This window comes from Streptomyces sp. NPDC003023 (assembly GCF_042888225.1).
Taxonomy (GTDB): Bacteria; Actinomycetota; Actinomycetes; order Streptomycetales; family Streptomycetaceae; genus Streptomyces.
On record NZ_JBIAPL010000007.1, the window covers coordinates 128842 to 152350 of the forward strand.

Genomic DNA, 23509 nt, shown 5'->3' on the forward strand with positions numbered 1-23509 from the left:
GAAATACCTCAGATGTGTGTCTGAGTGAGGTTCACCACTGTCAAAATCCCAGGGTTGCCCCGACCATGAATCCTTGGGTCTCCCCACGAGCCCGTCTGGTCTCCAGGTTTCGAAGCCAGGTCAGGGCGCCCCCTTCCTTCACTCCCGGGAAGACGCCGGCGCAGGCCGGGTACCGCACACCCCCTCACGAAGGCGAACCACCTCAATGAGTGACCGCACCATGGCTGCGGCCGACACGTCCGTCGCCGGCGCGACGGGCTCCCCCCACGTAGACGCCGGAGACGCCGGGTACCGCAAGGACCTCAAGTCGCGGCACATCAACATGATCGCCATCGGCGGCGCCATCGGCACGGGGCTCTTCCTCGGCGCCGGTGGCCGCATGGCCGGCGCAGGGCCCTCCCTCTTCATCGCCTACGCCGTCTGCGGCGTCTTCGCCTTCTTCGTCGTGCGCGCGCTCGGCGAGCTCGTGCTCTACCGGCCCTCCTCCGGTGCGTTCGTCTCCTACGCCCGCGAGTTCATGGGCGAGAAGGGCGCCTACACGGCGGGCTGGCTGTACTTCCTCAACTGGTCGACGACCGCCATCGCCGACATCACCGCGGCCGCGACCTACGCCCACTTCTGGGCGATGTTCAGCGACATCCCGCAGTGGGTGCTGGCTCTCATAGCGCTCGCCGTGGTCCTCACCGCGAACCTCATCTCGGTGAAGTACTTCGGTGAGATGGAGTTCTGGTTCGCGATCATCAAGGTCGCCGCGCTCGTCGCGTTCATGCTCATCGGCATCTTCCTCGTCGTGACCTCGCACGACATCGGCGGCCACACTCCGGGCTTCGCCACCATCAGCGACAACGGCGGCATCTTCCCGTCCGGCTTCATGCCGATGCTGCTGCTCATCCAGGGCGTCGTCTTCGCCTACGCCTCCGTCGAGCTGTGCGGCGTCGCCGCCGGCGAGACCGAGAACCCCGAGAAGATCATGCCGAAGGCGATCAACTCGATCATGTGGCGCGTGGGCCTGTTCTACGTCGGCTCCGTCGTCCTGCTGGCGCTGCTGCTCCCGTACACCGCCTACTCCGGCGACCAGAGCCCCTTCGTCACCGTCTTCGACAAGCTGGGCATCCCGGGCGCGGCCGGCGTGATGAACCTCGTCGTCCTCACCGCCGCCCTGTCCAGCCTGAACTCGGGCCTCTACTCGACCGGCCGCATCCTCCGCTCCATGTCGATGTCCGGCTCGGCGCCCAAGTTCACCGGTGTCATGAACAAGGGCGGCGTGCCCTACGGCGGCATCCTCCTCACCGCCGCGTTCGGTGTCCTCGGCGTCGTCCTCAACTACGTCATGCCGGGCGAGGCCTTCGAGCTGGTGCTGAACTTCGCCTCGATCGGGATCATCGGCACCTGGGCGATGATCATGGTGTGCTCGCTGCTGTTCTGGCACCGCTCCCAGGACGGCCGCGTCACGCGCCCGGCCTACCAGCTGCCCTGGGCCCCGTACACCCAGATCGTGACGCTGCTCTTCCTCGCCTCCGTCGTCGTCCTGATGTGGATGGACGAGGGCATCTCCCGCACCACCGTCAACTGCCTGCCGCTGATCGCCGCCGCGCTCGTCGGCGGATGGTTCCTCGTCCGCAAGCGGGTCCGCACGACGGCCGCCGCGAGCAAGACGCTCTGACACCCGTACGAGAGGCCCCCGCGGCGTTCCCGCGGGGGCCTCGTCGTGCCCGCCCCGGCCACGGGTCATAGTGGGTGACGACGTCCACTGCGCGAGGAAGGGCAGGTTCTGCGATGCCGCAGCAGGTGCAAGGTGTGGTCGCACCCGGAAAGAACGAGCCGGTACGGGTGGAGACGATCACCGTCCCCGACCCGGGACCCGGCGAGGCCGTGGTCAAGGTGCAGGCCTGCGGGGTCTGCCACACCGATCTGCACTACAAGCAGGGCGGGATCAACGACGAGTTCCCGTTCCTCCTCGGCCACGAGGCGGCGGGAGTCGTCGAGTCGGTCGGCGACGGCGTCACCGACGTCGCGCCCGGTGACTTCGTGATCCTCAACTGGCGTGCCGTCTGCGGCCGCTGCCGCGCCTGCCTGCGCGGCCGTCCGTGGTACTGCTTCGACACCCACAACGCAAGCCGGCGGATGACCCTCGCCGACGGCACGGAGCTGTCGCCCGCCCTCGGCATCGGCGCCTTCGCGGAGAAGACCCTGGTGGCCGCCGGCCAGTGCACCAAGGTCGACCCGGCGGCCTCCCCGGCCGTCGCCGGCCTGCTCGGCTGCGGAGTGATGGCCGGCATCGGAGCCGCGATCAACACCGGCCAGGTAGGCCGCGGCGACTCGGTCGCCGTCATCGGCTGCGGCGGTGTCGGTGACGCGGCCGTCGTCGGCGCCCGGCTCGCGGGAGCGGCGAAGATCATCGCCGTGGACATCGACGACCGCAAGCTCGAGAAGGCGAAGAAGATGGGCGCCACCCACACCGTCAACTCGCGCGCCGGTGACCCCGTCGAGGCGATCCGCGAGCTCACCGGCGGCTTCGGCGCCGATGTCGTCATCGAGGCGGTCGGCCGCCCGGAGACGTACGAACAGGCCTTCTACGCCCGTGACCTGGCCGGCACCGTCGTCCTCGTCGGCGTCCCCACCCCCGACATGTTGCTCGAACTGCCGCTCCTGGACGTGTTCGGCCGCGGTGGCGCGCTCAAGTCGTCCTGGTACGGCGACTGCCTGCCCTCCCGCGACTTCCCGATGCTGATCGACCTGCACCAGCAGGGCCGCATCGACCTCGGCGACTTCGTCACCGAGACCATCGGGCTCGGCGACGTCGAGAAGGCGTTCGCCCGCATGCACGAGGGCGACGTGCTGCGTTCCGTGGTGATGCTGTGATGGCCGCCCGCGTCGACCACCTGGTCACGTCCGGCACGTTCTCCCTCGACGGCGGCACCTGGGACGTCGACAACAACGTGTGGATCGTCGGCGACGACCACGAGGCCGTCGTCGTCGACGCCGCCCACGACGCCGACGCGATCCTGACCGCACTCGGCGGCCGCACCCTGCGCGCCATCGTCTGCACCCACGCCCACAACGACCACATCGACGCCGCACCGGCGCTCGCCGCCGCCACCGGCGCCCCGATCCTGCTGCACCCGGACGACCTGCCGCTGTGGAAGCAGACCCACCCGGAACGCGCCCCCGACCGCGAACTCGCCGACGGGGAGACGATCACGGTCGCGGGCACGTCCCTGACCGTGCTGCACACCCCCGGTCACGCCCCCGGCGCCGTCTGCCTCCACGCCCCCGAACTCGCCACCGTCTTCACCGGCGACACGCTCTTCCAGGGCGGACCGGGAGCGACCGGCCGGTCGTTCTCCCACTTCCCGACGATCATCGACTCGATCCGGGACCGGCTGCTCGGCCTTCCGCCGGAGACCGTCGTCCGTACCGGTCACGGCGACACCACCACGATCGGCGTCGAGGCGCCGCACCTTCAGGAGTGGGTTGACCGCGGCCACTGAGCGAGCCGCTGCCGGCTCTCGAACCGCCGCGGTTCCCCGGTCACCGGATCGGTGAACTCCAGCACCCGCGCCAGGAGCTGAAGCGGACACGAGTAGTCGTCCGGGGCGTCGGGCAGCACGACGGGATACAGCGGATCGTGCACGATCGGCAGCCCCAGAGCGTTCATGTGCACCCGCAGTTGATGGGTACGGCCGGTGACCGGCAGCAGCCGGTACCGGCCGTACCCCTCGCACCGCTGCGCCAACTCGATCCGGCTCTCGCTGTTCGGCTCGCCCGGCTCCTCCCGGGCCGCCGGCACTCCGCGCTCCTTGACGATCCTGCTGCGCACGGTCCTCGGCAGCTCCACCGCCGGGTCGTACGGCGCCACCGCCTCGTACTCCTTGCGCACCCGCCGGTCCCGGAACATCGTCTGGTACGCGCCCCGCTCACCGGGCCGTACGACGAACAGCACCAGGCCCGCCGTGAGCCGGTCCAGCCGGTGCGCGGGCTGCAACGCCGGCAGCCGAAGATCGCGGCGCAGCCGGGCCACGGCGGTCTCCGTCACATGGCTCCCGCGCGGCATGGTGGCCAGGAAGTGCGGCTTGTCGGCGATCACGACGTGCTCGTCCCGGTGCACGATCCCGATCTCGAACGGCACCCGCCGCTCCGCCGGGAAGTCACGGTGGAACCAGACGTCGACCCCCGCCGTGTACGGCTCGTCACCGGTGACCGGCCCGTCCTGTGTGACGAAACGCCCCTCGCCCAGCATCGCGTCGACCCGCCCGGCGCCGACGGCGTCCCCGTAGCGGGCCAGCAGATGGTCCCGCACGGTGGGCCAGCTGCCGTACGGGTCCTCCGGCAGCCGCAGCCGCACCGGATCGATGCCGTCGCGCTGGGGGAGCGGGGAGGGCCGGGCCGCCCTGTTTCTGCGTCTCACCGACGAGACTGTATGCCGCCGCCGTCAGTGCTTCATGCCGCCGAGATACATGACGGCCACTCCGACGATCACCAGGCCGATCCCGATCAGCGTCGCGGGTTTCACCGGCTCGTCGAACAGGAGCACCCCGCCCACGAACGCCCCGACGGTGCCCACCCCGGACCAGATCGCGTAGACGGGCCCCACGTTCAGCGACTTGAGCGCCTGCGCCAGCAGGACGAAGGCCGCCCCGTACCCGGCGACCACCAGCACGCTCGGCCCGAGGCGGCTCAGCCCGTGCGACGCGCGCAGCGCCAGGGTGCCGATCACCTCGGAGACGATCGCGACCGCCACCAGAACGAACCCCATGAGCTCCACCTCCGTACGACCGGTCGTGAAACGCGAAGATCCCCGCGGGAATCCGCGGGGATCTTGCTGGTGTCCGAGGGGGGACTTGAACCCCCACGCCCGATAAAGGGCACTAGCACCTCAAGCTAGCGCGTCTGCCATTCCGCCACCCGGACAAGGTGTCTGTCTCGCGGCCCTGGGCCGTTCCGACGTGGAAAACCATAGCAAACATTCGACCCCGCTCGATCACCCCCCGGTTCGGACGGCCGCCGTGCGATGGCGGCGGGCACCCTTGGGGTACGCGGCACGATGACGAGAGGATGAGGCCGGACCACCAGCAGCGACAGCGGGAGGAATCAGCGTGAGCGAGTCGAACACGGCCCGGGCGGTCACGGGCGAGGACGAGGTCGTCGATCTCTGCCGTGAGCTGATCAGGATCGACACCAGCAACTACGGGGACCACTCCGGCCCCGGCGAGCGCGCGGCGGCCGAGTACGTCGCTGAAAAGCTCGCGGAGGTCGGGCTCGAGCCGCGGATCCTCGAGTCGCACAAGGGCCGCGCCTCCACCGTCGCCCGTATCGAGGGCGAGGACCCGTCGCGGCCCGCGCTGCTCATCCACGGCCACCTCGACGTGGTGCCCGCGAACGCGGACGACTGGACCCACCACCCCTTCTCCGGCGAGATCGCGGAGGACTGCGTCTGGGGCCGGGGCGCGGTCGACATGAAGGACATGGACGCCATGACCCTCGCCGTCGTACGGGACAGGCTGCGCAGCGGCCGCAAGCCCCCGCGCGACATCGTCCTCGCCTTCCTCGCCGACGAGGAGGCCGGCGGCACCTACGGCGCCCGGTACCTGGTCGACAAGCACCCGGGGCTCTTCGAGGGCGTCACGGAGGCGATCGGCGAGGTCGGCGGCTTCTCCTTCACCGTCAACGAGAACCTGCGGCTCTACCTCGTCGAGACGGCGCAGAAGGGCATGCACTGGATGCGCCTGACCGTGGACGGCACCGCCGGCCACGGCTCGATGACCAACAACGACAACGCCATCACCGAGCTCTGCGAGGCCGTCGGCCGGCTCGGCCGCCACACCTGGCCGGTCAGGGTCACCAAGACCGTGAGGTCCTTCCTCGACGAACTGTCCGACGCCCTCGGCACACCGCTCGACCCCGAGGACATGGACGCCACCCTCGCCAAGCTCGGCGGCATCGCCAAGATGGTCGGCGCCACCCTGCGCAACTCCGCGGCGCCCACCATGCTCGGCGCCGGGTACAAGGTGAACGTCATTCCGGGCCAGGCGACGGCGCACGTGGACGGGCGCTTCCTGCCGGGCTACGAGGAGGAGTTCCTCGCCGATCTCGACCGGCTGCTCGGCCCCCGGGTCAAGCGCGAGGACGTGCACGGCGACAAGGCGCTGGAGACCAGCTTCGACGGGGCGATCGTGGACGCGATGCAGGTGGCGCTGAAGGCGGAGGACCCGATCGCGAGGGCCGTGCCGTACATGCTCTCCGGCGGCACCGACGCCAAGTCCTTCGACGACCTCGGCATCCGCTGCTTCGGCTTCGCGCCGCTCAAGCTGCCGCCGGAGCTGGACTTCGCCGGGATGTTCCACGGCGTGGACGAGCGGGTGCCGGTGGACGGACTGAAGTTCGGCGTGCGGGTCCTCGACCGGTTCATCGACCAGTGCTGAGGGCGGCCGGTCCGGGCCTCCCGGGATGTTCGGATGACGCTCCGATAATCGTCCGTACGTGCGCACATGACTTGAAAGAGTGAATGGGGGTGTCGGCTCGTAGCCCCTGCGCTTCCTCCTCGTTACAGGTGTTGCGGTCCGCGGCTGGGACCGCATTTGCCAACAGGAGGAATAATGATCAAGAAGGTCGTCGCGACTGCGGCTGCCGCCAGCGGTCTGCTGCTCGCCGGTGCGGGCATGGCCATGGCTGACGCGGGTGCCCACGGCGCGGCCGTGCACTCCCCCGGCGTTCTGTCGGGCAACCTGGTTCAGGTGCCGGTTCACGTCCCCGTGAACGTCTGCGGCAACACGGTCAACGTCATCGGCCTGCTGAACCCCGCCTTCGGCAACACCTGCGTCAACGCCTGACGTTGCGTTCCGGCCCGCTGTGGGCCGGCGGTGAATCCGGGCGGCTCCGGAGTGCGCGCCATGCACTCCGGGGCCGCCCGCTTCTTCAAAACCCTCGGCATGTGCCCAGGGGCATTCGTGAAGCTGGAAGGCAGGGCATCAAGACATGCGACAGGTCACGCGTAAAGGCCTGATCACCGTGGCCGCTGCGGGCGGCGTACTCGCCCTCGGCGGCGGCTACGCGCAGGCGGACGCCGGGGCGCACGGAGGAGCGTCGAACTCCCCGGGCGTACTGTCCGGGAACAACGTCCAGGCGCCGGTGCACGTGCCGGTGAACGCCTGCGGCAACACCGTGAACGTCGTCGGGCTGCTCAACCCGACGTTCGGCAACGAGTGCGCCAACGTCTCCGAGTCGGGCCACCACGGTGGCGGCTCCACGGCGGACGGTTCGACGAGCAACTCGCCGGGCGTCGGTTCCGGCAACAACGTCCAGGCGCCGATCGACGTACCGGTCAACGCCTGCGGCAACAGCATCACCGTCGGCGGGCTGCTCAACCCGACGTTCGGCAACGACTGCGAGAACGACTCGGGCACCACGCCGCCCGGTGGCCCGGAGGAGCCCGGCCACCCGGAGGAGCCCGGCAACCCCGGCACGCCGCAGACCCCGGAGACCCCCGAGGCCCCGGAGACGCCGAGCGAGCCGAACACGCCCGGAGCCCAGACGGTGACGCCCGGTGGCGGCGGTGAGCTCGCGGCGACCGGCATGGACGCGCTCGACCTGCTGGCGCCGGCCGGTATCGGCCTGCTGCTCGCCGGAACGGTGCTCTACCGCCGCTCCCGCGCAGCCGCGTAGGACCGCGCGGGAGCGGCGGAGCAGGGCGCCCGCGGGGAGGAGTGAATCCCCCGTGGCCGTGCGGTCACGCACAGCAGGGGCCACGGCCCCGGCAGCCCTGCTGCCGCCGCATCACGAGGAGCGGGTCCCGCGGTCGCGGGGCCCGCTCCTTCGCGTGTGCCGCTCTTCCTGATCACCAGGTGGCGCGCACCTGGCGGATGATGCGCCGGCGCAGCCGCACTCTGCGGCTGCCGTCCCGGTGCAGGGTCAGTCGGTCCAACTCCCAGTGTCCGTACTCGGCATGGTCGGTCAGCAGACGGGTCGCCTCCTTGCGGGAGACCCCGCGAGGGACGTACACGTCGACAAATTCGTATTCCGGCATCGCATCTATTGTGCGGGCAGCGCCCCGGTACGGATAGCGTCTGCACTATGTCTGATGCTGCGCAGCCCACCGCTGCCGAGGTACGTGCCGCCGCCGAGGCGGTCAAAGCCGCACTGGACCGTCACCTCGAGGCGGTCGAGAACCGCACGGGAGACGACGACCCGGCCGTCTACGACGCGTTCAACGCGCTCGCCGCGGCGGCGGAGGCCTACGACGAGCGGCTCTACGACCGCTACGACGAGGTCACACCCTTCGAGATCCCCGGCGCGGACGATTCACTGCCGCCTTACACGGGCCCCGAGGAGCCGAACGCGCTGAGCGTGCTGATCCGCCGCGACTACGCGGTGGTCGAGCCGCTGCGCCTGCTCGCCCAAGCGCAGCGCATCGTGGATCTCGACCCGGACGACGAGGAGCGGGCGGCGAACGTCCCGGTCGTCGGGACGAGCGTGCACGCGGCTCTCGGGATGCTCTTCGGCGAGTACGAACCGGACGAAATCGCGTCACGGCACAAGGAATTCGGTCTCGAGGAGGGTGACTCCACGCTGTGGGTGGCCGCCGCGGACGAGCTTCCGGAGCCCGGTGAGTGGCTGAGCGTCCCCTTCGACCAGGCCGACCCGGAGCGCGTCGTCTGCCGGTTCGACGTCAGTTCGGTCTTCGACGAGGACGAGCTGCGGGAGGAGCCTCTGGGGCTCGAAGGGGAGTCCTGACCCGTACGGATCAAGCCGCTGTTGCAGCACCTGGTCCCCGGCCCGGGGCGACCTTCGACGGTCGCCCCGGGCCGGGGACCTTCTACGACTCGGTCGCTCCCACCCTCGTACCCGTCACGGCGCCTCATCGGGTGGTGACGCCTGTGCCTGTGCTGGTGCCGGCGTCTGCGACGGTGACTGGGGAGCGGGTTCGGCCAGCAGCCCCTCCAGGAGGGCCCTCAGCCGAGTGGTGCGCGCGGCACCCGGCACCTCCGCCACCGCGCGGGGCAGCGCCTGGTCCGCCCCGTGCACCACGGACAGGTGCCGCTCGGCGCGGCTGAACGCCGTGTACACCCACGGTCTGCTGAGCCCCTGCGCGGCGTCGCCCGGCAGCACGACGACCACCGCCGGCCACCGCATCCCGGCCGCCTGGTGCGCGGTGAGCGCCCAGCCGTGGCGCAGCGCCGGCTCGACGCGCTCCTTGGGCACGACGGTCCGGGACCCGTCGCAGTCGAGGTGCAGCCCGTCCGCGTCGGCCGAGACGACCGTGCCGGTGAGCGTCCGGCCCGGCGCCCGGGCGTAGGCGACCCGGTCACCGGGGTCGTAGCCGGCGAAACGGCCGGGTCCGGGGTTGAGGCGCTGCTTGAGCGCCGCGTTGAGGGCGCGGGTGCCCGCGGAGCCGCCGTGTCCCACGGTGACCACCTGGGTCTGCCCGGCCGGCACCCCGATCGCCCGCGGCACCGAATCGGCCACCAGCTGCACCGTACGGTGCACGGCCTCACCCGCGTCCCGCACCGGGACGATCACGACCTCCTTGCCGGGGGCCGCGACCTGGTTCAGCTCGCCGATGCCGATGCCCGACACGAGTTCGCCGATCGGTCCGGGGTCCGGGGTGCGCGACGCGACATGCGGGCACACGCGGGCCGCCAGCACGTCCGCGAACACCCGTCCGGCGCCGGCGCCGTCCAGCACACCGGGGTCGCCGCTCAGCACCAGCCGGCTGCCGTCCGGCATGGACTCCACCAGCATCGCGGCGCTCTCCACGTCGAGCTGCGGCGCGTCCAGCACGACCAGCAGGTCGAGTGCGAAGGCGCCGTCCGCGTCACGGCCGGGGCCGGCGGTTCCCGCCAGCAGGGCGGCGACGGTGACGGCGGCGGCCTCCGGTCCGAGCCTGCGCACGCCGTTGTCCCCGTGGACGGCCACGACGGCGCGCAGGCCCAGGGCGCGTGCCGCCCGCGCGAGGGCCACCGGCTCCTCCCTGGCCGCCTCGCCGCCCGTGTGCACCACCAGGCCGTGCGAGGCCGCGGCCCGCACCAGTTCGGGGCCCTCCCAGGCGTCGCCCGGTCCGGTCCTGACCAGCCTGGCCAGTCCGTCGGCGAGGCTCTCCTCCGCCATCGCGTACCGGTCGAGGCCCAGCAGGACGGGCACGGCCTCGCCCTCATGGTCCTCGTCGTCCGCCGGGACACCGTCCTGGAACACGAGTACGGCGCCGTCGGCCACGCCCTGCTGCACGGCCTCGTCCGGGTCGGGCACCGAGCGCTCGGCGAGCGAGGCGCGGACGGCCGACGCCTCGACGGCCGTGTGCCCCTGGAGTGCGGCGCGCTCCAGCAACCACGTGACGAGGGCCGACGTCCTGCGCTCGTCGCCGGGGCCGGCCTCCGCTCCGAGCAGCGCGCGGGCGAACCCGTCCGCCTGATCCGGCAGGACTCCCGGCACTGAGAGCAGCCGCCAGGGGTCCTCGGCGAGGATGTTCCCGGCCGACTCGCCCAGGACCTCCGCGACCTGCCCGGCGAGGGCCTCCGGGGCGCCGCCCCTGGCCAGTACGGTTCGCGCGGCGGCGACCGTCTCGGGCGGAACCGCCGCCACGGGCTCCGCGGCCCGGGCCCGGACCGGCTGCGGCGCGGCGACGGGAGCCGCCCTGCGCGGCTCGGGACCGGGCGACCCGAAGTAGGCGGCGCCCGGCTTCTCGCCGCTCTCGACGGCCCGCACTGCGGCGAGCAGATCGGCGGTCCTCCCGCTCAGCTTCGTCCCGCTCGCGATGGGGGCGTCCCGCTCCGCCTTGCGCTGCTCGATCCGCGCCCGCAGCTCCCGCTGCGCGGCGATCTCCGCCTCGGCCTCGCTCAGACCTCCCGCCGAGGAGGCGTCCTCCCCCTCGGCTGCCGCCCCGGCCCCCGAAGCGCTTCCGGCCGCTTCCGCCCCCTCCGCCGCGTCCCCGGTGCCCGCCGTGCGGGCGTTTTCCGCCTCGGGGATGTCTTCGCTCTCCGCGCCGTCGGGCGCTGCCGTCCCGGCGTCGTCCGCTGTCGCGCCGATCTCGGAAGCGGTTCCGGCCGCCTCCGCCCCGTCCTCCGCGCCTGCCGTACGAGTGTTTTCCACCCCTTCGTGGCCGCCCTCGACGACGGCGTCCGACGGCCCCGTAGGTGCTGCCCCCTCGGTGGGGCGGCCGGCCGGCGCGCGGCCGTCGGACCCCTCGGGGATGCCTGCGCTCTCCGCGCCGTCGGGCGCTGCCGCCCCGGCGCCGTCGCCCCCTGCCCCGTCACCGGCTTCGCCCTCGGCGGCGTCCTGGTGCGACGGCACCGGGCCGTGGCCGTCCTCGCCGTCGCCCGCGGCCTCCGCGGCCTCCGCGGTCTCCGCGGCCTCCGCGGTCTCCGTGTCCTTCGCACCTTCGGCGGTTTCGCCGTCGGGCGTGCGCGCTTCGTCCGGCGGTCCGTCCGCGGGCGGGGGAGGGGTGTGGCCGTCGGGGACGGCCTCGGCCGGGGAGCCGGGGGATGTGCCCCCGGTAGGCGCAGTCACAGCGTGCTCCAGTCCTGGTCGGGATATCGGTGCACGGGCGCCGACACGTCGTCGAGCGCCTGGCAGATCTCGTCAGGAAGACTAAGTGCCTCCACCGACAACGCCGCCATGAGCTGCTGCGCGTTGCGCGCGCCGACGATCGGGGCGACCACGCCCGGCCGGTCGCGGACCCAGGCGAGCGCCACCTCCAGCGGTGTCGCCGCGAGACCGTCCGCGGCCGTCGCGACCGCGTCCACGATGCTGCTCGCCGCCTCGTCCAGGTACGGCTCCACGAACGGTGCCATCTGCTCGGAGGCACCACGGGAGCCGGACGGAGTGGCGGCCCGGTACTTGCCGGTGAGCACCCCGCGACCCAGCGGCGACGACGGCAGCAACCCCATCCCCAGGTCGAGCGCCGCAGGCAACACCTCCCGCTCCACGCCCCGTTGCAGCAGCGAGTACTCCATCTGCGTGCTCGCGAGCCGGGTACGCACTCCCGGCGCCGCCAACTGCCAGGTCGCCGCCTTCGCCAACTGCCAGCCGCAGAAGTTCGACACGCCCGCGTAACGAGCGCGTCCGCTGCTGACCGCGATGTCCAGCGCCTGGAGCGTCTCGTCCAGCGGTGTGCCGGGGTCGAAGGCGTGGACCTGCCAGAGGTCCACGTAGTCCGTGCCGAGCCGCGCCAGTGACGCGTCCAGCGCGGCGAGCAGATGCCCGCGGGACCCGTCGAAGCGCCGGTCGGGGTCCGGCACGCTGCCGGCCTTCGTCGCTATCACCAGGTCCCCGCGCGGCACCAGCCGCTCGACCAGCTTCCCGAGCAGGTACTCGGCTTCCCCGCCCCCGTAGACATCGGCGGTGTCGACCAGCGTGCCGCCCGCCTCCCAGAAAACCTTCAGCTGGTCGGCGGCGTCGTGCTCGTCGGTGTCCCGGCCCCACGTCAGGGTGCCGAGTCCGATGCGGGACACGCGCAGGCCGGTACGGCCGAGATGCCTCTGCTCCATGGGCGCTGAGATTACTGGCCAGGGGGCCCACGCAGAGAGAGCCTGTGGACAACGTGCCCCTGCCGGACGGCCCGCAGCCGCGCTAGAGTCCGGGCACCGGCACGTTACTGATCAGTAAGAGGGAGCGGTTATGCGGCTCGGCATCAACCTCGGCTACTGGGGCGCGGGCATGGACGGCGACAACCTCGCCGTCGCGCAGGAGGCGGACAGACTCGGCTACGACGTCTGCTGGGCGGCGGAGGCGTACGGCTCCGACGCGCCCACCGTGCTCAGCTGGGTCGCCGCCCAGACCGAGCGCATCGACGTCGGTTCCGCGATCCTGCAGATCCCCGCCCGCCAGCCCGCCATGACCGCGATGACGGCGGCCACGCTGGACTCGCTCTCCGGCGGCCGCTTCCGTCTCGGACTCGGCGTCTCGGGGCCGCAGGTCTCGGAGGGCTGGTACGGCGTCAAGTTCGACAAGCCGCTGGCGCGCACCCGCGAGTACGTCGAGATCGTCCGCAAGGCGATGTCCCGCGAGCGTCTCTCGTACGAGGGCGAGCACTGGACGCTGCCGCTGCCCGACGGCCCCGGCAAGCCGATCAAGCTCACCGTCCACCCGGAGCGTGAGCACATCCCGCTCTACATCGCCGCGATCGGGCCCAAGAACCTCGAACAGACCGGCGAGATCGCCGACGGGGCCCTGCTCATCTTCCCGTCCGCGGACCACATCGAGGAAACCGCGCTGCGGCACATCCGCGCGGGCCGCGAGAAGGCCGGGAAGACGATGGACGGCTTCGACGTCTGCCCGACCCTGCCGCTCGCGGTCGGCGACGACGTGACCGGACTGGCGGACATGTTCCGGCCGTACACCGCGCTGTACGTCGGCGGCATGGGCAGCCGCAAGCAGAACTTCTACAACCAACTGGCGCAGCGCATGGGTTACGAGAAGGAGGCCGCCGAGATCCAGGACAAGTACCTCGACGGCGACAAGGCCGGTGCGGCCGCCGCCGTCCCGCACCAGCTCATCGACCAGACCGCGCTGCTCGGCCCAGTGGAACGGATCGCCGACCGGATGCGGGCCTACGCGGCGGCCGGGGTCACCACCCTGACCCTCGCTCCGGCGGGCTTCACGCTGGAGGAGCGGATCAACGCGCTGCGCGCCGGCACCGAGGCCATGGAGCGCGCGGGCCTCGCGTGACACCGCCCGGGGAAGCCTGCGGCCGTGGTGGGGGCTCGGGGGTCTTCCCCGCCACGGCCGTCACGCGGTACAACGCGTGACGGCCGCGGCGGTTACTGCCTGGAGCGCCCGTTCCCTGTCCGCCATCCGGGCGAGCCGGCCCACTCATCTGTTGCCCGTCCCTCCGTCTCGCATTTGACTCGTTCCCCGGGGATGTCCCAAGGTCCGACGGAGGTGGCGGCCATGCTCTCGGCCCGGAGTCTCTTCCAGGAGATCGTCGACAACGACGACTCCTTCCGGCTGTTCTGCTCCATCGCCGCCGGCGGCGAGGCCCAGGGAGGCTGGGAGAACGGCCGCATCGCCGCCCTCGTTCCCGAGAGCATGCGCACCCTCGCCCCTAAGATCACCCGGCACGGGGCCGACGAGGACAAGCACGGCCGGCTGTTCAACGCCCTTCTGAAGAAGCGGCGGCTGGACCCCGTACCGGTGCCGCCGGAGACCGACTACACCATGCTGCTCGAGCAGCGGGGGATCGGACTCGCGCACGAGAAGCTGCGCCGCGACGAACGGCTGACGGAGCAGGACATCGTGGTCTACCTCGCCCACAGCAGGGTCACGGAGGAGCGGGCCGCCGGCCAGATGGCGATGCTCGTGCGGTACTTCGGCGACCATCCCGGGCTGGGGAAGGCCATCAGGATGATCTGCGACGACGAGGACAATCACCTGGCCTACTGCCACGAGGAGTTGCTCCGTCTCGCGGCCGCCGGACACGGCCGCGCCATCCAGCGTGTGCTGCGCGTCAGCGCCCTTGCCGAGATCCGGGTCCACCGCGACGTGAGCCTCGCCGTCATGGCGCACATGGGAAGGCTGCTGCACTGGCCCAGGACCAGGTCCGCCGCGCTGGCCGCGGGCATCCACGCGCTGTACGTCTACGAGCGCGCCGTCGGCTGGCGCCGCATGGTCCGTCTGACGATGCCCGAGCGGCGCGGAGCTCTGGACGGCCCGGCCACCGTGGTTCCCGCGTTCTGATCGGGCCGGGTTCCCGTCCGGCCCGACGCCCCGTGTCCCTCGCCCCGCCCCGTCTCCTTCCCCGTCGCCCAGCCCTGTTGCTTCCTCCCGTTCCCTCGGCCCACGCGGCTGACCCACGCGGCTGACCCGCCGGGCCCCCGTGCGCGCCCCGCTTGTCCCGTATGCGGCACGGATGCAGCGTGTCCGCATGACGCGCCCGCCTGCTGTGACCTCCACGCCGCGGGAATCCGTGCCGGGAATCCCACGCAACCGTCGCCCGGCGTTCCGCGACTTCCGGTGGCCCGCGGCCGTCGCCGCGGGATACACCCTGGTCCAACTGGCGCTCTTCCTCCCCGGGACGGCACTCGGCTGGGACGAGACGGTGTACGTCAGCCAGGTCGGCCGGGGCGCCGAGGCCGCGTTCTTCAGCGCGCCGCGCGCCCGCGGCATCACCCTCCTCGTCGCACCGGTGACCCTCCTCACCTCCTCGGTCGACGTCCTCCGCGCCTTTCTGGCGCTGCTGTCCGGTGCCGGGCTGTTCCTCGCGCTGTGGGCGTGGCGGACCCTGCTCCCCGAGCGGGTTCTCGCGCTTGCCGGCGGCCTGTTCGCCGGACTGTGGATCACCCTCTTCTACGGACCGCAGGTGATGCCCAACCTCTGGGTCGCCCTCGGTTCGCTGTTCGCCGTCGGCTGCTTCCTGCGGGCGGCCCGGGACGGCTCCGACCGCGGCGCCCTCGTCGGAGCGGGCGCGGGTGTGGCGTTCGCCGCGCTGATGCGGCCCTCCGACGCCTTCTGGCTGGTCGCACCGCTCGCTGTCGCCGCCCTCGCCGTCACGTCATGGCGACGGCCCTCGCTGCTGCTCGTACTCGTCGCGGGCACCGCCGCCGGCTGCGCTCCCTGGATCGTCGAGGCCCACCTCGCCCACGGCGGCCCCATCGAGCGGCTGCGGCGTGCCGGCGAGATCCAGGGCGGCCTGGGGTGGCAGCTCGCGTTCGGCGACCAGATGCGCGCACTGGCCGGCCGTTCGCTGTGCCGCCCGTGCGACGTCCCTTGGAAGCAACCCGTCACCGCGGTGTGGTGGTTCCTGCTGCCGGTCCTCGTCGCCGGCGGGGTGCTGACCGCGGTGCGCGGCCGGCAGGCGTCCACCGTGGTGGTCCCCACCCTGGCCGGGCTCTTTCTCGCGGCCCCGTACCTGCTGCTGATCGGCTACGCCGCCCCGCGCTTCCTGCTGCCCGCCTACGCCCTCCTCGCGGTGCCGACGGCGGTGTGCCTGACCCGGATCGTCTCGGCGGCCCGGCCGAGGGTGCCGGCGGCGGCCGTGCTCGCGCTGCTGATCGCCGGCCACCTGGCCGTCCAGTACGGGATTGTGCACGCCAAGGTCCGGGACAGCCGGGCCGACCGGCGGGCGCTCGACCGGATCGCCGCCGCACTGCACCGCCAGGGTGTCCGCCCGCCGTGCGTGATCACCGGACGGGAGGCGCCCCGGATCGCCTACTGGACCGGCTGCGCCTCACGCCAGGTCGGCGGTCACGACGGGAGCATCACCGCCGCGGGACTCGCCGCGCTCGCACGGGACCGGCCGGTCGCCCTCGTGGCCGCGGGGGACACGGCCCCGCCGGTGTACGCGCGGGGCTGGCGGACGGCCCGGCTTCCGGCCCTGCAGGGCCGGCGCGACCTCCGGGTCCACCTGGCACCCCTCGCCCGGCCCTCGTCCGGCGCGCGGACGGTACGCCCGCCTACAGCCAGCCCCGCCGCTTGAAGAGCCGGAACAGCCCGTAGACCGCGGCCGCCATCAGCACCACCGTCGCCGGATAGGCCCAGGCCTGCTTCAGCTCGGGCATGTGCTCGAAGTTCATGCCGTAGATCCCCGCGACCATCGTCGGCACGGCCGCCATGGCCGCCCACGCCGAGATCTTGCGCATGTCGTCGTTCTGCCGCACGCCCATCTGCGCGAGATGGGCGGACAGAATGTCGGACAGCAGCCGGTCCAGCCCCTCCACCTGCTCGTTCGCCCGGGTCAGGTGGTCCTGGACGTCCCGGAAGAACGGCTGCGAGTGTTCGTGGACGAACGGCACGCCCGCGCCCGCCAGTCGCGACATCGGCGCCGCCAGCGGCCCTGCCGCCCGGCGGAACTCCAGCACCTGCCGCTTGAAGGTGTAGATCCGCGCCGCCGTGTTCTTGGCGTCCCCGCGGCCCGGTTCGAAGACCGCGGTCTCCATCTCCTCCAGGTCGATCTGGAGCTCGGCCGCGACGTCGATGTAGTGGTCGACGATGGCGTCGCTGACCGCGTACAGCACGGCTGTCGGGCCGTGCCGCAGCACGGCCGGCTCGGCCTCCAGCCGCTCCCGCACCGCGTGCAGCGGGGCGCCCTCGCCGTGGCGGACCGTCACCACGAACGAGTCGCCTATGAAGACCATCAGCTCGCCCGTGCTCACGGAGTCGCTCTCCGGCTCGTAGGACACCGGTTTCAGGACGACGAACAGCGAGTCGTCGTACACCTCGAGCTTGGGCCGCTGGTGCGCGTTGAGCGCGTCCTCAACGGCGAGGGGATGCAGCCCGAACTCCGCGGAGACATGGTCGAACTCGTCCTCCGTGGGCTCGTGCAGGCCGATCCACAGGAAGGCGTCGCCGGTGGCCCGTGCCTCGTCGAGAGCATCGGAGAAGTCCGACGGGCCTTCGGTGCGGCGCCCGTCGCGGTAAATGGCACAGTCCACGATCACGGCGCCGATTCTTCCCTGACCACCGCGCCGCCACACCCCCGGCCCACCGGCCGCTTCAGGACCGTAGGGTGGCATCCATGGCCACGCTGATCCTCGTACGCCACGGACGTTCCACCGCCAACACCGAAGGGGTGCTCGCCGGCCGGACGCCTGGCGTCCATCTCGACGAACGCGGTCGCGCCCAGGCGGCCGCACTGCCCGGACGACTGGCCTCCGTGCCGATCGTCGCGGCGGTCTCCAGCCCGCTGGAACGATGCCGGGAGACCCTCGCGCCCCTGCTCGATGCCCGGCCCGGTCTCGCCCTGGAGACCGACGAGCGCATCGGGGAGTGCGACTACGGGGACTGGTCGGGCCGCAAGCTGAAAGACCTCGCGGGGGAACCCCTGATGGAGGTCGTCCAGCAGCATCCGTCCGCCGCCGCCTTCCCCGGCGGTGAGTCCATGCGCGCCATGCAGGCGCGCGCCGTCGACGCCGTACGGGACCTGAACGCGCGCGTCGACGAGGCCCACGGCGACGGGGCCGCCTATCTGATGTGCTCGCACGGGGACATCATCAAGTCCCTCGTGGCGGACGCCCTCGGCCTCCACCTCGACCTGTTCCAGCGCATCCACGTCGAGCCGTGCTCCGTCACCGCGATCCGCTACACGCGCGGCCGGCCTTTCCTGCTGCGCCTCGGCGACACCGGGGAGCTCGGCTCCCTGGTGCCTTCCGCGGAGGGCACCCGGGAGAAAGGCGTCGCGGTCGTCGGGGGCGGCGCAGGCGCACCGTGATCGCTTCGCGCAGTAGGGTGGACGCGCCGAAAAGCTGAACACCGCCCGATGCGCAGACCACCGCCGAACCCGGCGGGCGCGGGTCCTGAGCACGACCGACGCAGGACCGGCGCGCAGACCGACCGATCCGACGATCCCAAGGGAGACAGAACGTGTCCCGTCAGGTGTTCCTCTACGACCCGCCGGACCGCTTCGTGGCCGGTACGGTCGGGCTGCCTGGCCGCCGAACGTTCTTCCTGCAGGCTTCCGCCGCGGGGCGAGTGACCAGCGTCGCCCTCGAGAAGACGCAGGTGGCCGCCCTCGCAGAGCGGATCGACGAACTGCTGGACGAGGTGGTGCGCCGCACCGGCGGCAACGCGCCGGTACCCGCCGTCGCCCCGGCGGACGTCGCCGACACCGCGCCGCTCGACAATCCGGTCGAGGAGGAGTTCCGCGTCGGCACGATGGCGCTGGCGTGGGACGGCGAGGAACAGCGCATGATCGTCGAGGCGCAGGCGCTCGTGGAGCTCGAGGCGGACTCCGAGGAGGACCTCGCGGAGGCCGAGGAGCGGCTGCTGCAGGACGAGGAGAACGGCCCGCCGATGCTGCGGGTCCGACTCACCGGATCTCAGGCCAGGGCCTTCGCCAAGCGGGCCTTGGACGTGGTGAACGCCGGCCGCCCCCCGTGCCCGCTGTGCAGCCTGCCCCTGGATCCGGAAGGACACGTATGCCCGCGCCAGAACGGATACCGACGGGGCGCGTGAGCACGGCCGACGCGCTCACGCTCCTCACCAGGGGCGAGCTGACCGTACGCGGAAGGCTGCGCGAGGCGTCCAACGCGGTGCTCTACTGCACGGTCTCTTACGAGGGGGACGAGGCCCACTGCGTCTACAAGCCCGTCGCGGGAGAACGCCCGCTCTGGGACTTCCCCGACGGCACCCTCGCACAGCGCGAGGTCGCCGCGTACGAGCTGTCCGAGGCGACCGGCTGGGGTCTGGTGCCGCCCACCGTCCTGCGCGAAGGCCCGTACGGCGAGGGCATGGTGCAGCTGTGGATCGAGGCCGACCCGCAGGCCTCCCTGCTGGCGCTCGTCGAGGACGAGGAGCCGGGGGAGGGATGGAAAGCGGTCGGTCTCGCGGAAGTGGGCCCCGGCCGGACGGCGCTCCTCGTCCACGCGGACGACGTCAGGCTGCGCCGCCTCGCGGTCCTCGACGCGGTGATCAACAACGGTGACCGCAAGGGCGGCCATCTGCTGCCCACGGCCGACGGCACCCTCTACGCGATCGACCACGGCGTCACCTTCAACGTCGACGACAAGCTGCGCACACTGCTGTGGGGCTGGGCGGGTGAGCCGCTTCCCGCGGAGGCCACGGCGGCGCTGACGGCCGTCGCGGCGGCCGTCGCCGACGGCGGTCCGCTCGCCACCCGTCTGGCGGAACTGCTCACGTCGGCCGAGGTGGCCGCCGTACGGGGCAGGGTGGCGGCGCTGCTCACGGCCGGCACGCATCCCGAGCCGTCGGGGGACTGGCCCGCGATCCCCTGGCCGCCCGTGTAGAGGTGGACGAACACAGTTCCGAGTGGAGCGCAAGAGTGCCCAACCGGCCAGGACCGGTGATCCGGTTCGTATGCGGAAGCTCCGTCCGGTTACGCTCATGACATGCATGCCTGGCCCGCTTCTGAGGTCCCCGCCCTGCCCGGCAAGGGCCGCGACCTCCGGATCCACGACACCGCGACCGACGGTCTTGTGACCCTCGACCCCGGTCCCGTCGCCCGTATCTACGTCTGCGGCATCACCCCGTACGACGCGACCCACATGGGTCACGCGGCGACCTACAACGCGTTCGACCTCGTGCAGCGCGTGTGGCTCGACACCAAGCGGCAGGTTCACTACGTCCAGAACGTCACGGACGTGGACGACCCTCTGCTCGAGCGCGCGATCCGGGACGGGCACGACTGGACGGAGCTCGCGGAGCGCGAGACCGCCCTGTTCCGCGAGGACATGACCGCGCTGCGGATGCTCCCGCCGCAGCACTACATCGGCGCGGTCGAGGCGATACCGGGAATCGTCCCGCTCGTCGAACGCCTCCGGGACATCGGCGCCGCCTACGAGCTCGAGGGCGACGTCTACTTCTCCGTCGAGTCCGACCCGCACTTCGGGGAGGTCTCCCGGCTCGACGCGGAGGCCATGCGGCTGCTCTCCGCGGAACGCGGCGGCGACCCCGAGCGCCCCGGCAAGAAGAACCCGCTCGACCCGATGCTGTGGATGGCCGCCCGTGAGGGCGAGCCGAGCTGGGACGGCGGCTCCCTCGGCCGCGGCCGGCCCGGCTGGCACATCGAGTGCGTCGCCATCGCGCTCGACCACCTCGGCATGGGCTTCGACGTCCAGGGCGGCGGCTCCGATCTCGCCTTCCCCCACCACGAGATGGGCGCCTCGCACGCACATGCCCTCACCGGCGAGCACCCGTTCGCCAAGGCGTACGTCCACGCGGGCATGGTCGCCCTCCACGGCGAGAAGATGTCCAAGTCCAAGGGCAACCTGGTCTTCGTATCCAAACTGCGCCGGGACGGCGTGGACCCCGTCGCCATACGGCTCGCGCTCCTTTCGCACCACTACCGGGCCGACTGGGAGTGGACCGACACCGTGCTGCGGGACGCCGTGGAACGCCTCGCGCGCTGGCGCGCGGCTGTCTCCCGGCCCGACGGACCCTCCGCCGACGGGCTCGTCGAGGAGATCCGAGAGGCTCTCGCCGACGATCTCGACGCCCCCTCGGCGCTCGCCGCGGTCGACCGCTGGGCCGTGCTCCAGCAGACCGAGGGCGGAACGGAGGAGGGCGCACCGGGAGTTGTGTCCCGCGCGGTCGACGCCCTGCTCGGTGTGGCGCTGTAGGAAGCGCCGACGCTCCATCCGCCGGTCCTGACCCAGGGCCCCGGCCTTTCCGCTCCTGCCGGGCGCGCCACGCGCCCGGCAGGAGCCTTTCCTCCGCTTGGACGTATCCGGAGCGTGCGCGCCCTGCGTGTGGTGAGCTGACGGCACAGGCCCGTAGGGGCATCCGTCCACCACTTGCCAAAGGACGCACAGTGGAACGTTCCTTCGCACGCAGAGAGGTTCTCGGCGCGGCCGCGGCCATCGGCGCGGCCGCCCTTCTCGCCCCCGCTGCCGGGACCGCCCGGGCCGCACCACAGGGCTCCTGGCCGACCGGCTTTCCGCTGCCGAACGGATTCCAGCCGGAGGGCATCACCATCGGGCGCAGCCCCTACGCCTGGTTCGGCTCACTCGCCGACGGCGACGTCTACCGGGCGAGCCTGGCGACCGGCCGAGGCCGCGTCGCCGTCGAAGGTCTGGGCACGGGCCGCTCCGTCGCCGGGCTGAAGATCGACGGGCCGGAGCGGCGGCTGTTCCTCTCCGGCGGCTTCAGCCGCGAGATCAGGGTCGCCGACGTGCGCTCCGGGAAGATCGTCAGACTCTTCACCGTCGGAGCCGAGGGCTCGATGGTCAACGACGTGGTGCTGACGCCCCGCGCGGCCTGGTTCACCGACTCGTTCCGACCCCAGCTCTACCGCCTGGAGTTGGACCGCCACGGCGAGCCGGGGCGCGAGGTGGCGACCCTGCCGCTGGGCGGTGCCTGGGAGCAGGGCACGGACTTCACGGCCAACGGCATCGCGCGCACCCCGGACGGCAGCGGCCTGCTGGTGGTGAACACCGTGGTGGAGGGCGGATCGCTGATGCGGGTCGACCCGCGCGACGGCATCGCCCGCCGGGTCGACCTCGACGACCTCGCCATCCCCTTCGGCGACGGCCTGCTGCTGCTCGGCCGTCATCTCTACATCGTGCAGCAGCGGTTGAACCAGGTCGACGTGGTCCGGCTCGACGCCGCCGGCACCAGGGGCACGCCGATCGCCCGCATCACCGACCCGCGGTTCCGCATCCCGACCACCGCCGCGGCCTGGGGCGACCGGATCTACCTGCCCAACGCCAGATTCGACGTGCCGCCCGCATCCGACACCGAGTACGACGCGGTCGCCGTCGACCAGGTGTGATCTTGGAGCGTCATCCGAACGCGGGAGGGGGCCGGTGCCCACCGGCACCGGCCCCATCCCGAGCGGATCAGTCCTGTGACGGGTCCGTCGGACCGTCGCCCTCACCCTCGCGCTCGTCGCCCTCACCCTCGCGCTCGTCGGCGTCGGCGTTCCGGCCCTCGTGCTCAGCGCCCGAATCCGAGGACGCCCCGGACCCCGGTCCCGACGCGTTCCCGGACTCGGCCTGCGGCTCGTTCCCGGGTTCGTTCCCCGGCTCGGCCTGCGGCTCGTTCCCCGGGCCGCTCCCCGGCTCTGCCTCCGGCCGCGAGGGCAGCGACGGCTTCGCACGCCCCCCGGCCGGGTCACGCAGATAGGAACTGCCCTCGCCGCCGTCCGTCGCGTGACCGCCCGGTCCTCCGCCGTCGCGCCTGCGCAGATACCGCTCGAACTCGCGGGCGATCGCCTCACCGGAGGCCTCCGGCAGCTCCGCGGTGTCGCGCGCCTCCTCCAGCGTCTGCACGTACTCGGCGACCTCGCTGTCCTCAGCGGCCAGTTGGTCGACGCCGAGCTGCCACGCCCGTGCGTCCTCGGCCAGCTCGCCCAGCGGGATACGCAGGCCGATGAGGTCCTCCAGCCGGTTGAGCAGGGCCAGCGTCGCCTTCGGGTTCGGCGGCTGCGACACGTAGTGCGGCACCGCCGCCCACAGGCTCACCGCAGGCACGCCGGCATGGGTGCAAGCCTCCTGGAGGATGCCGACGATGCCCGTCGGCCCCTCGTACCGGGTCTCCTCGAGGTCCATCGTCCTGGCCAGGTCCGGGTCGGACGTGATCCCGCTGACGGGCACCGGCCGGGTGTGCGGGGTGTCTCCGAGCAGCGCGCCCAGGATCACCACCATCTCCACACCCAGTTCATGGGCGAAGCCCAGGATCTCGTTGCAGAACGAACGCCAGCGCATGGACGGTTCGATGCCGCGGACCAGTACGAGGTCGCGCGGCTTGTCGCCGCCGATGCGGACGACGGAGAGCCGGGTGGTCGGCCAGGTGATCTTCCGTACCCCGCCGTCCAGCCACACCGTGGGCCGGTTGACCTGGAAGTCGTAGTAGTCCTCGGCGTCGAGCGCCGCGAACACCTCGCCCTTCCATTCCCGGTCCAGGTGAGCGACCGCGGTTGAGGCGGCGTCGCCGGCGTCGTTCCAGCCCTCGAACGCGGCCACCATGACCGGGTCGATCAGCTCGGGCACCCCCTCGAGCTCGATCACCCAGTGCCTCCTTCCGAAGTTCCCTTTCGTACGCCCCAACCTTACGGCTTCCCGGGTACCCCTCCGCAGCCCCTGTGCACGGCCCGGCCGAGTGCGATAAAGGAGGGCGAGGACGGCCC

General features: G+C 72.1%; 22 protein-coding genes and 1 tRNA gene. 15 read left to right on the plus strand and 8 right to left on the minus strand.

The window, feature by feature from the left end; translation table 11 throughout:
* Nucleotides 1–205 precede the first annotated feature (205 nt).
* The 3 genes from ACFYV1_RS23040 (at nucleotide 206) to ACFYV1_RS23050 (ending at nucleotide 3491) form a co-directional block, all read left to right on the plus strand.
* A complete protein-coding gene (locus tag ACFYV1_RS23040; protein WP_389397416.1) occupies nucleotides 206–1663 on the plus strand; it encodes an amino acid permease in 1458 nt (485 codons plus the stop codon).
* Nucleotides 1664–1776: 113 nt separating this feature from the next.
* Nucleotides 1777–2862, plus strand: a complete 1086-nt coding sequence (locus ACFYV1_RS23045) for an S-(hydroxymethyl)mycothiol dehydrogenase (protein WP_389397417.1) — start codon at nucleotides 1777–1779, stop codon at nucleotides 2860–2862.
* Nucleotides 2862–3491 carry an MBL fold metallo-hydrolase gene (locus tag ACFYV1_RS23050; RefSeq protein ID WP_389397418.1) on the plus strand — a complete coding sequence of 210 codons (630 nt, stop codon included), beginning with the start codon at nucleotides 2862–2864 and terminating at the stop codon, nucleotides 3489–3491. Before ACFYV1_RS23045 ends, ACFYV1_RS23050 begins: the two co-directional genes overlap by 1 nt.
* Here ACFYV1_RS23050 and ACFYV1_RS23055 read toward each other — a convergent pair.
* From ACFYV1_RS23055 to ACFYV1_RS23065, 3 genes are all read right to left on the minus strand, one after another.
* On the minus strand, nucleotides 3464–4408 hold the full coding sequence (locus ACFYV1_RS23055) for an RluA family pseudouridine synthase (RefSeq protein WP_389397419.1): 945 nt from the start codon (nucleotides 4406–4408) through the stop codon (nucleotides 3464–3466). The two genes, ACFYV1_RS23050 and ACFYV1_RS23055, sit on opposite strands and share 28 nt — an antisense overlap.
* A 24-nt stretch (nucleotides 4409–4432) precedes the next feature.
* The gene (locus ACFYV1_RS23060) at nucleotides 4433–4756 is read right to left on the minus strand and encodes a DMT family transporter (protein ID WP_389397420.1); all 324 of its coding nucleotides are present in this window, start codon (nucleotides 4754–4756) and stop codon (nucleotides 4433–4435) included.
* Between the two features lie 67 nt (nucleotides 4757–4823).
* A tRNA-Leu gene (locus tag ACFYV1_RS23065) sits at nucleotides 4824–4911 on the minus strand.
* A 185-nt stretch (nucleotides 4912–5096) separates the two neighbouring features.
* On the opposite strand from ACFYV1_RS23065, the gene ACFYV1_RS23070 reads away from it, so the two are divergent.
* The 3 genes from ACFYV1_RS23070 (at nucleotide 5097) to ACFYV1_RS23080 (ending at nucleotide 7662) form a co-directional block, all read left to right on the plus strand.
* Nucleotides 5097–6422, plus strand: coding sequence for a M20/M25/M40 family metallo-hydrolase (locus ACFYV1_RS23070; protein WP_389397421.1), 1326 nt, complete (start codon nucleotides 5097–5099; stop codon nucleotides 6420–6422).
* Nucleotides 6423–6596: 174 nt separating this feature from the next.
* Entirely contained in the window at nucleotides 6597–6830 is a 234-nt protein-coding gene (locus tag ACFYV1_RS23075) for a chaplin (RefSeq protein ID WP_389397422.1), read from the plus strand.
* A 145-nt stretch (nucleotides 6831–6975) separates the two neighbouring features.
* A complete protein-coding gene (locus ACFYV1_RS23080) occupies nucleotides 6976–7662 on the plus strand; it encodes a chaplin (RefSeq protein ID WP_389397423.1) in 687 nt (228 codons plus the stop codon).
* A gap of 172 nt (nucleotides 7663–7834) precedes the next feature.
* Here the strand turns inward: ACFYV1_RS23080 and ACFYV1_RS23085 are convergent, their stop codons facing one another.
* Complete coding sequence (locus ACFYV1_RS23085) at nucleotides 7835–8023, minus strand: DUF5703 family protein (protein ID WP_100106356.1); 189 nt, start codon at nucleotides 8021–8023, stop codon at nucleotides 7835–7837.
* Between the two features lie 47 nt (nucleotides 8024–8070).
* On the opposite strand from ACFYV1_RS23085, the gene ACFYV1_RS23090 reads away from it, so the two are divergent.
* Entirely contained in the window at nucleotides 8071–8730 is a 660-nt protein-coding gene (locus tag ACFYV1_RS23090) for a hypothetical protein (RefSeq protein WP_389397424.1), read from the plus strand.
* A 114-nt stretch (nucleotides 8731–8844) separates the two neighbouring features.
* Here the strand turns inward: ACFYV1_RS23090 and ACFYV1_RS23095 are convergent, their stop codons facing one another.
* Both ACFYV1_RS23095 and ACFYV1_RS23100 read right to left on the minus strand, forming a co-directional pair.
* Nucleotides 8845–11184, minus strand: a complete 2340-nt coding sequence (locus tag ACFYV1_RS23095; RefSeq protein WP_389397702.1) for an ATP-binding domain-containing protein — start codon at nucleotides 11182–11184, stop codon at nucleotides 8845–8847.
* A 311-nt stretch (nucleotides 11185–11495) separates the two neighbouring features.
* Nucleotides 11496–12479 (minus strand): aldo/keto reductase, encoded by a 984-nt coding sequence (locus ACFYV1_RS23100; protein WP_389397425.1) that lies wholly within the window; start codon nucleotides 12477–12479, stop codon nucleotides 11496–11498.
* A 130-nt stretch (nucleotides 12480–12609) separates the two neighbouring features.
* Between ACFYV1_RS23100 and ACFYV1_RS23105 the strand changes: the two genes are divergently transcribed.
* From ACFYV1_RS23105 to ACFYV1_RS23115, 3 genes are all read left to right on the plus strand, one after another.
* Nucleotides 12610–13659: an LLM class F420-dependent oxidoreductase gene (locus ACFYV1_RS23105; RefSeq protein ID WP_389397426.1), complete on the plus strand. Its 1050-nt coding sequence runs from the start codon at nucleotides 12610–12612 to the stop codon at nucleotides 13657–13659.
* A 222-nt stretch (nucleotides 13660–13881) separates the two neighbouring features.
* Nucleotides 13882–14667 (plus strand): ferritin-like domain-containing protein, encoded by a 786-nt coding sequence (locus ACFYV1_RS23110; RefSeq protein ID WP_389397427.1) that lies wholly within the window; start codon nucleotides 13882–13884, stop codon nucleotides 14665–14667.
* 187 nt (nucleotides 14668–14854) lie between these two features.
* Nucleotides 14855–16405, plus strand: a complete 1551-nt coding sequence (locus ACFYV1_RS23115) for a hypothetical protein (RefSeq protein WP_389397428.1) — start codon at nucleotides 14855–14857, stop codon at nucleotides 16403–16405.
* Here ACFYV1_RS23115 and corA read toward each other — a convergent pair.
* Nucleotides 16383–17375 (minus strand): magnesium/cobalt transporter CorA, encoded by a 993-nt coding sequence (gene corA, locus ACFYV1_RS23120; RefSeq protein WP_389397703.1) that lies wholly within the window; start codon nucleotides 17373–17375, stop codon nucleotides 16383–16385. The genes ACFYV1_RS23115 and corA overlap by 23 nt on opposite strands.
* A gap of 68 nt (nucleotides 17376–17443) precedes the next feature.
* On the opposite strand from corA, the gene ACFYV1_RS23125 reads away from it, so the two are divergent.
* From ACFYV1_RS23125 to ACFYV1_RS23145, 5 genes are all read left to right on the plus strand, one after another.
* The gene (locus ACFYV1_RS23125) at nucleotides 17444–18136 is read left to right on the plus strand and encodes a histidine phosphatase family protein (protein WP_389397429.1); all 693 of its coding nucleotides are present in this window, start codon (nucleotides 17444–17446) and stop codon (nucleotides 18134–18136) included.
* A 152-nt stretch (nucleotides 18137–18288) separates the two neighbouring features.
* On the plus strand, nucleotides 18289–18879 hold the full coding sequence (locus tag ACFYV1_RS23130; RefSeq protein WP_389397430.1) for a DUF3090 domain-containing protein: 591 nt from the start codon (nucleotides 18289–18291) through the stop codon (nucleotides 18877–18879).
* The gene (locus ACFYV1_RS23135; RefSeq protein WP_389397431.1) at nucleotides 18843–19670 is read left to right on the plus strand and encodes an SCO1664 family protein; all 828 of its coding nucleotides are present in this window, start codon (nucleotides 18843–18845) and stop codon (nucleotides 19668–19670) included. Before ACFYV1_RS23130 ends, ACFYV1_RS23135 begins: the two co-directional genes overlap by 37 nt.
* Before the next feature lie 102 nt (nucleotides 19671–19772).
* The gene (gene mshC, locus ACFYV1_RS23140; protein WP_389397432.1) at nucleotides 19773–21002 is read left to right on the plus strand and encodes a cysteine--1-D-myo-inosityl 2-amino-2-deoxy-alpha-D-glucopyranoside ligase; all 1230 of its coding nucleotides are present in this window, start codon (nucleotides 19773–19775) and stop codon (nucleotides 21000–21002) included.
* 191 nt (nucleotides 21003–21193) lie between these two features.
* A complete protein-coding gene (locus ACFYV1_RS23145; protein WP_389397433.1) occupies nucleotides 21194–22153 on the plus strand; it encodes an SMP-30/gluconolactonase/LRE family protein in 960 nt (319 codons plus the stop codon).
* Between the two features lie 67 nt (nucleotides 22154–22220).
* Here the strand turns inward: ACFYV1_RS23145 and ACFYV1_RS23150 are convergent, their stop codons facing one another.
* Nucleotides 22221–23390, minus strand: coding sequence for a PAC2 family protein (locus ACFYV1_RS23150; RefSeq protein ID WP_389397434.1), 1170 nt, complete (start codon nucleotides 23388–23390; stop codon nucleotides 22221–22223).
* Nucleotides 23391–23509 lie beyond the last annotated feature (119 nt).

Bases quoted from the DNA above. Each gene is read 5' to 3' on its own strand.
- ACFYV1_RS23110 (WP_389397427.1), top strand. From the start codon at position 13,882: ATGCTCTCGGCCCGGAGTCTCTTCCAGGAGATCGTCGACAACGACGAC.
- mshC (WP_389397432.1), top strand. From the start codon at position 19,773: ATGCATGCCTGGCCCGCTTCTGAGGTCCCCGCCCTGCCCGGCAAGGGC.
- ACFYV1_RS23085 (WP_100106356.1), bottom strand. From the start codon at position 8,023: ATGCCGGAATACGAATTTGTCGACGTGTACGTCCCTCGCGGGGTCTCC.
- ACFYV1_RS23075 (WP_389397422.1), top strand. From the start codon at position 6,597: ATGATCAAGAAGGTCGTCGCGACTGCGGCTGCCGCCAGCGGTCTGCTG.
- ACFYV1_RS23125 (WP_389397429.1), top strand. From the start codon at position 17,444: ATGGCCACGCTGATCCTCGTACGCCACGGACGTTCCACCGCCAACACC.
- ACFYV1_RS23060 (WP_389397420.1), bottom strand. From the start codon at position 4,756: ATGGGGTTCGTTCTGGTGGCGGTCGCGATCGTCTCCGAGGTGATCGGC.
- ACFYV1_RS23100 (WP_389397425.1), bottom strand. From the start codon at position 12,479: ATGGAGCAGAGGCATCTCGGCCGTACCGGCCTGCGCGTGTCCCGCATC.
- ACFYV1_RS23080 (WP_389397423.1), top strand. From the start codon at position 6,976: ATGCGACAGGTCACGCGTAAAGGCCTGATCACCGTGGCCGCTGCGGGC.
- ACFYV1_RS23105 (WP_389397426.1), top strand. From the start codon at position 12,610: ATGCGGCTCGGCATCAACCTCGGCTACTGGGGCGCGGGCATGGACGGC.
- ACFYV1_RS23115 (WP_389397428.1), top strand. From the start codon at position 14,855: ATGACGCGCCCGCCTGCTGTGACCTCCACGCCGCGGGAATCCGTGCCG.
- ACFYV1_RS23050 (WP_389397418.1), top strand. From the start codon at position 2,862: ATGGCCGCCCGCGTCGACCACCTGGTCACGTCCGGCACGTTCTCCCTC.
- ACFYV1_RS23040 (WP_389397416.1), top strand. From the start codon at position 206: ATGAGTGACCGCACCATGGCTGCGGCCGACACGTCCGTCGCCGGCGCG.
- ACFYV1_RS23045 (WP_389397417.1), top strand. From the start codon at position 1,777: ATGCCGCAGCAGGTGCAAGGTGTGGTCGCACCCGGAAAGAACGAGCCG.
- ACFYV1_RS23135 (WP_389397431.1), top strand. From the start codon at position 18,843: ATGCCCGCGCCAGAACGGATACCGACGGGGCGCGTGAGCACGGCCGAC.
- ACFYV1_RS23090 (WP_389397424.1), top strand. From the start codon at position 8,071: ATGTCTGATGCTGCGCAGCCCACCGCTGCCGAGGTACGTGCCGCCGCC.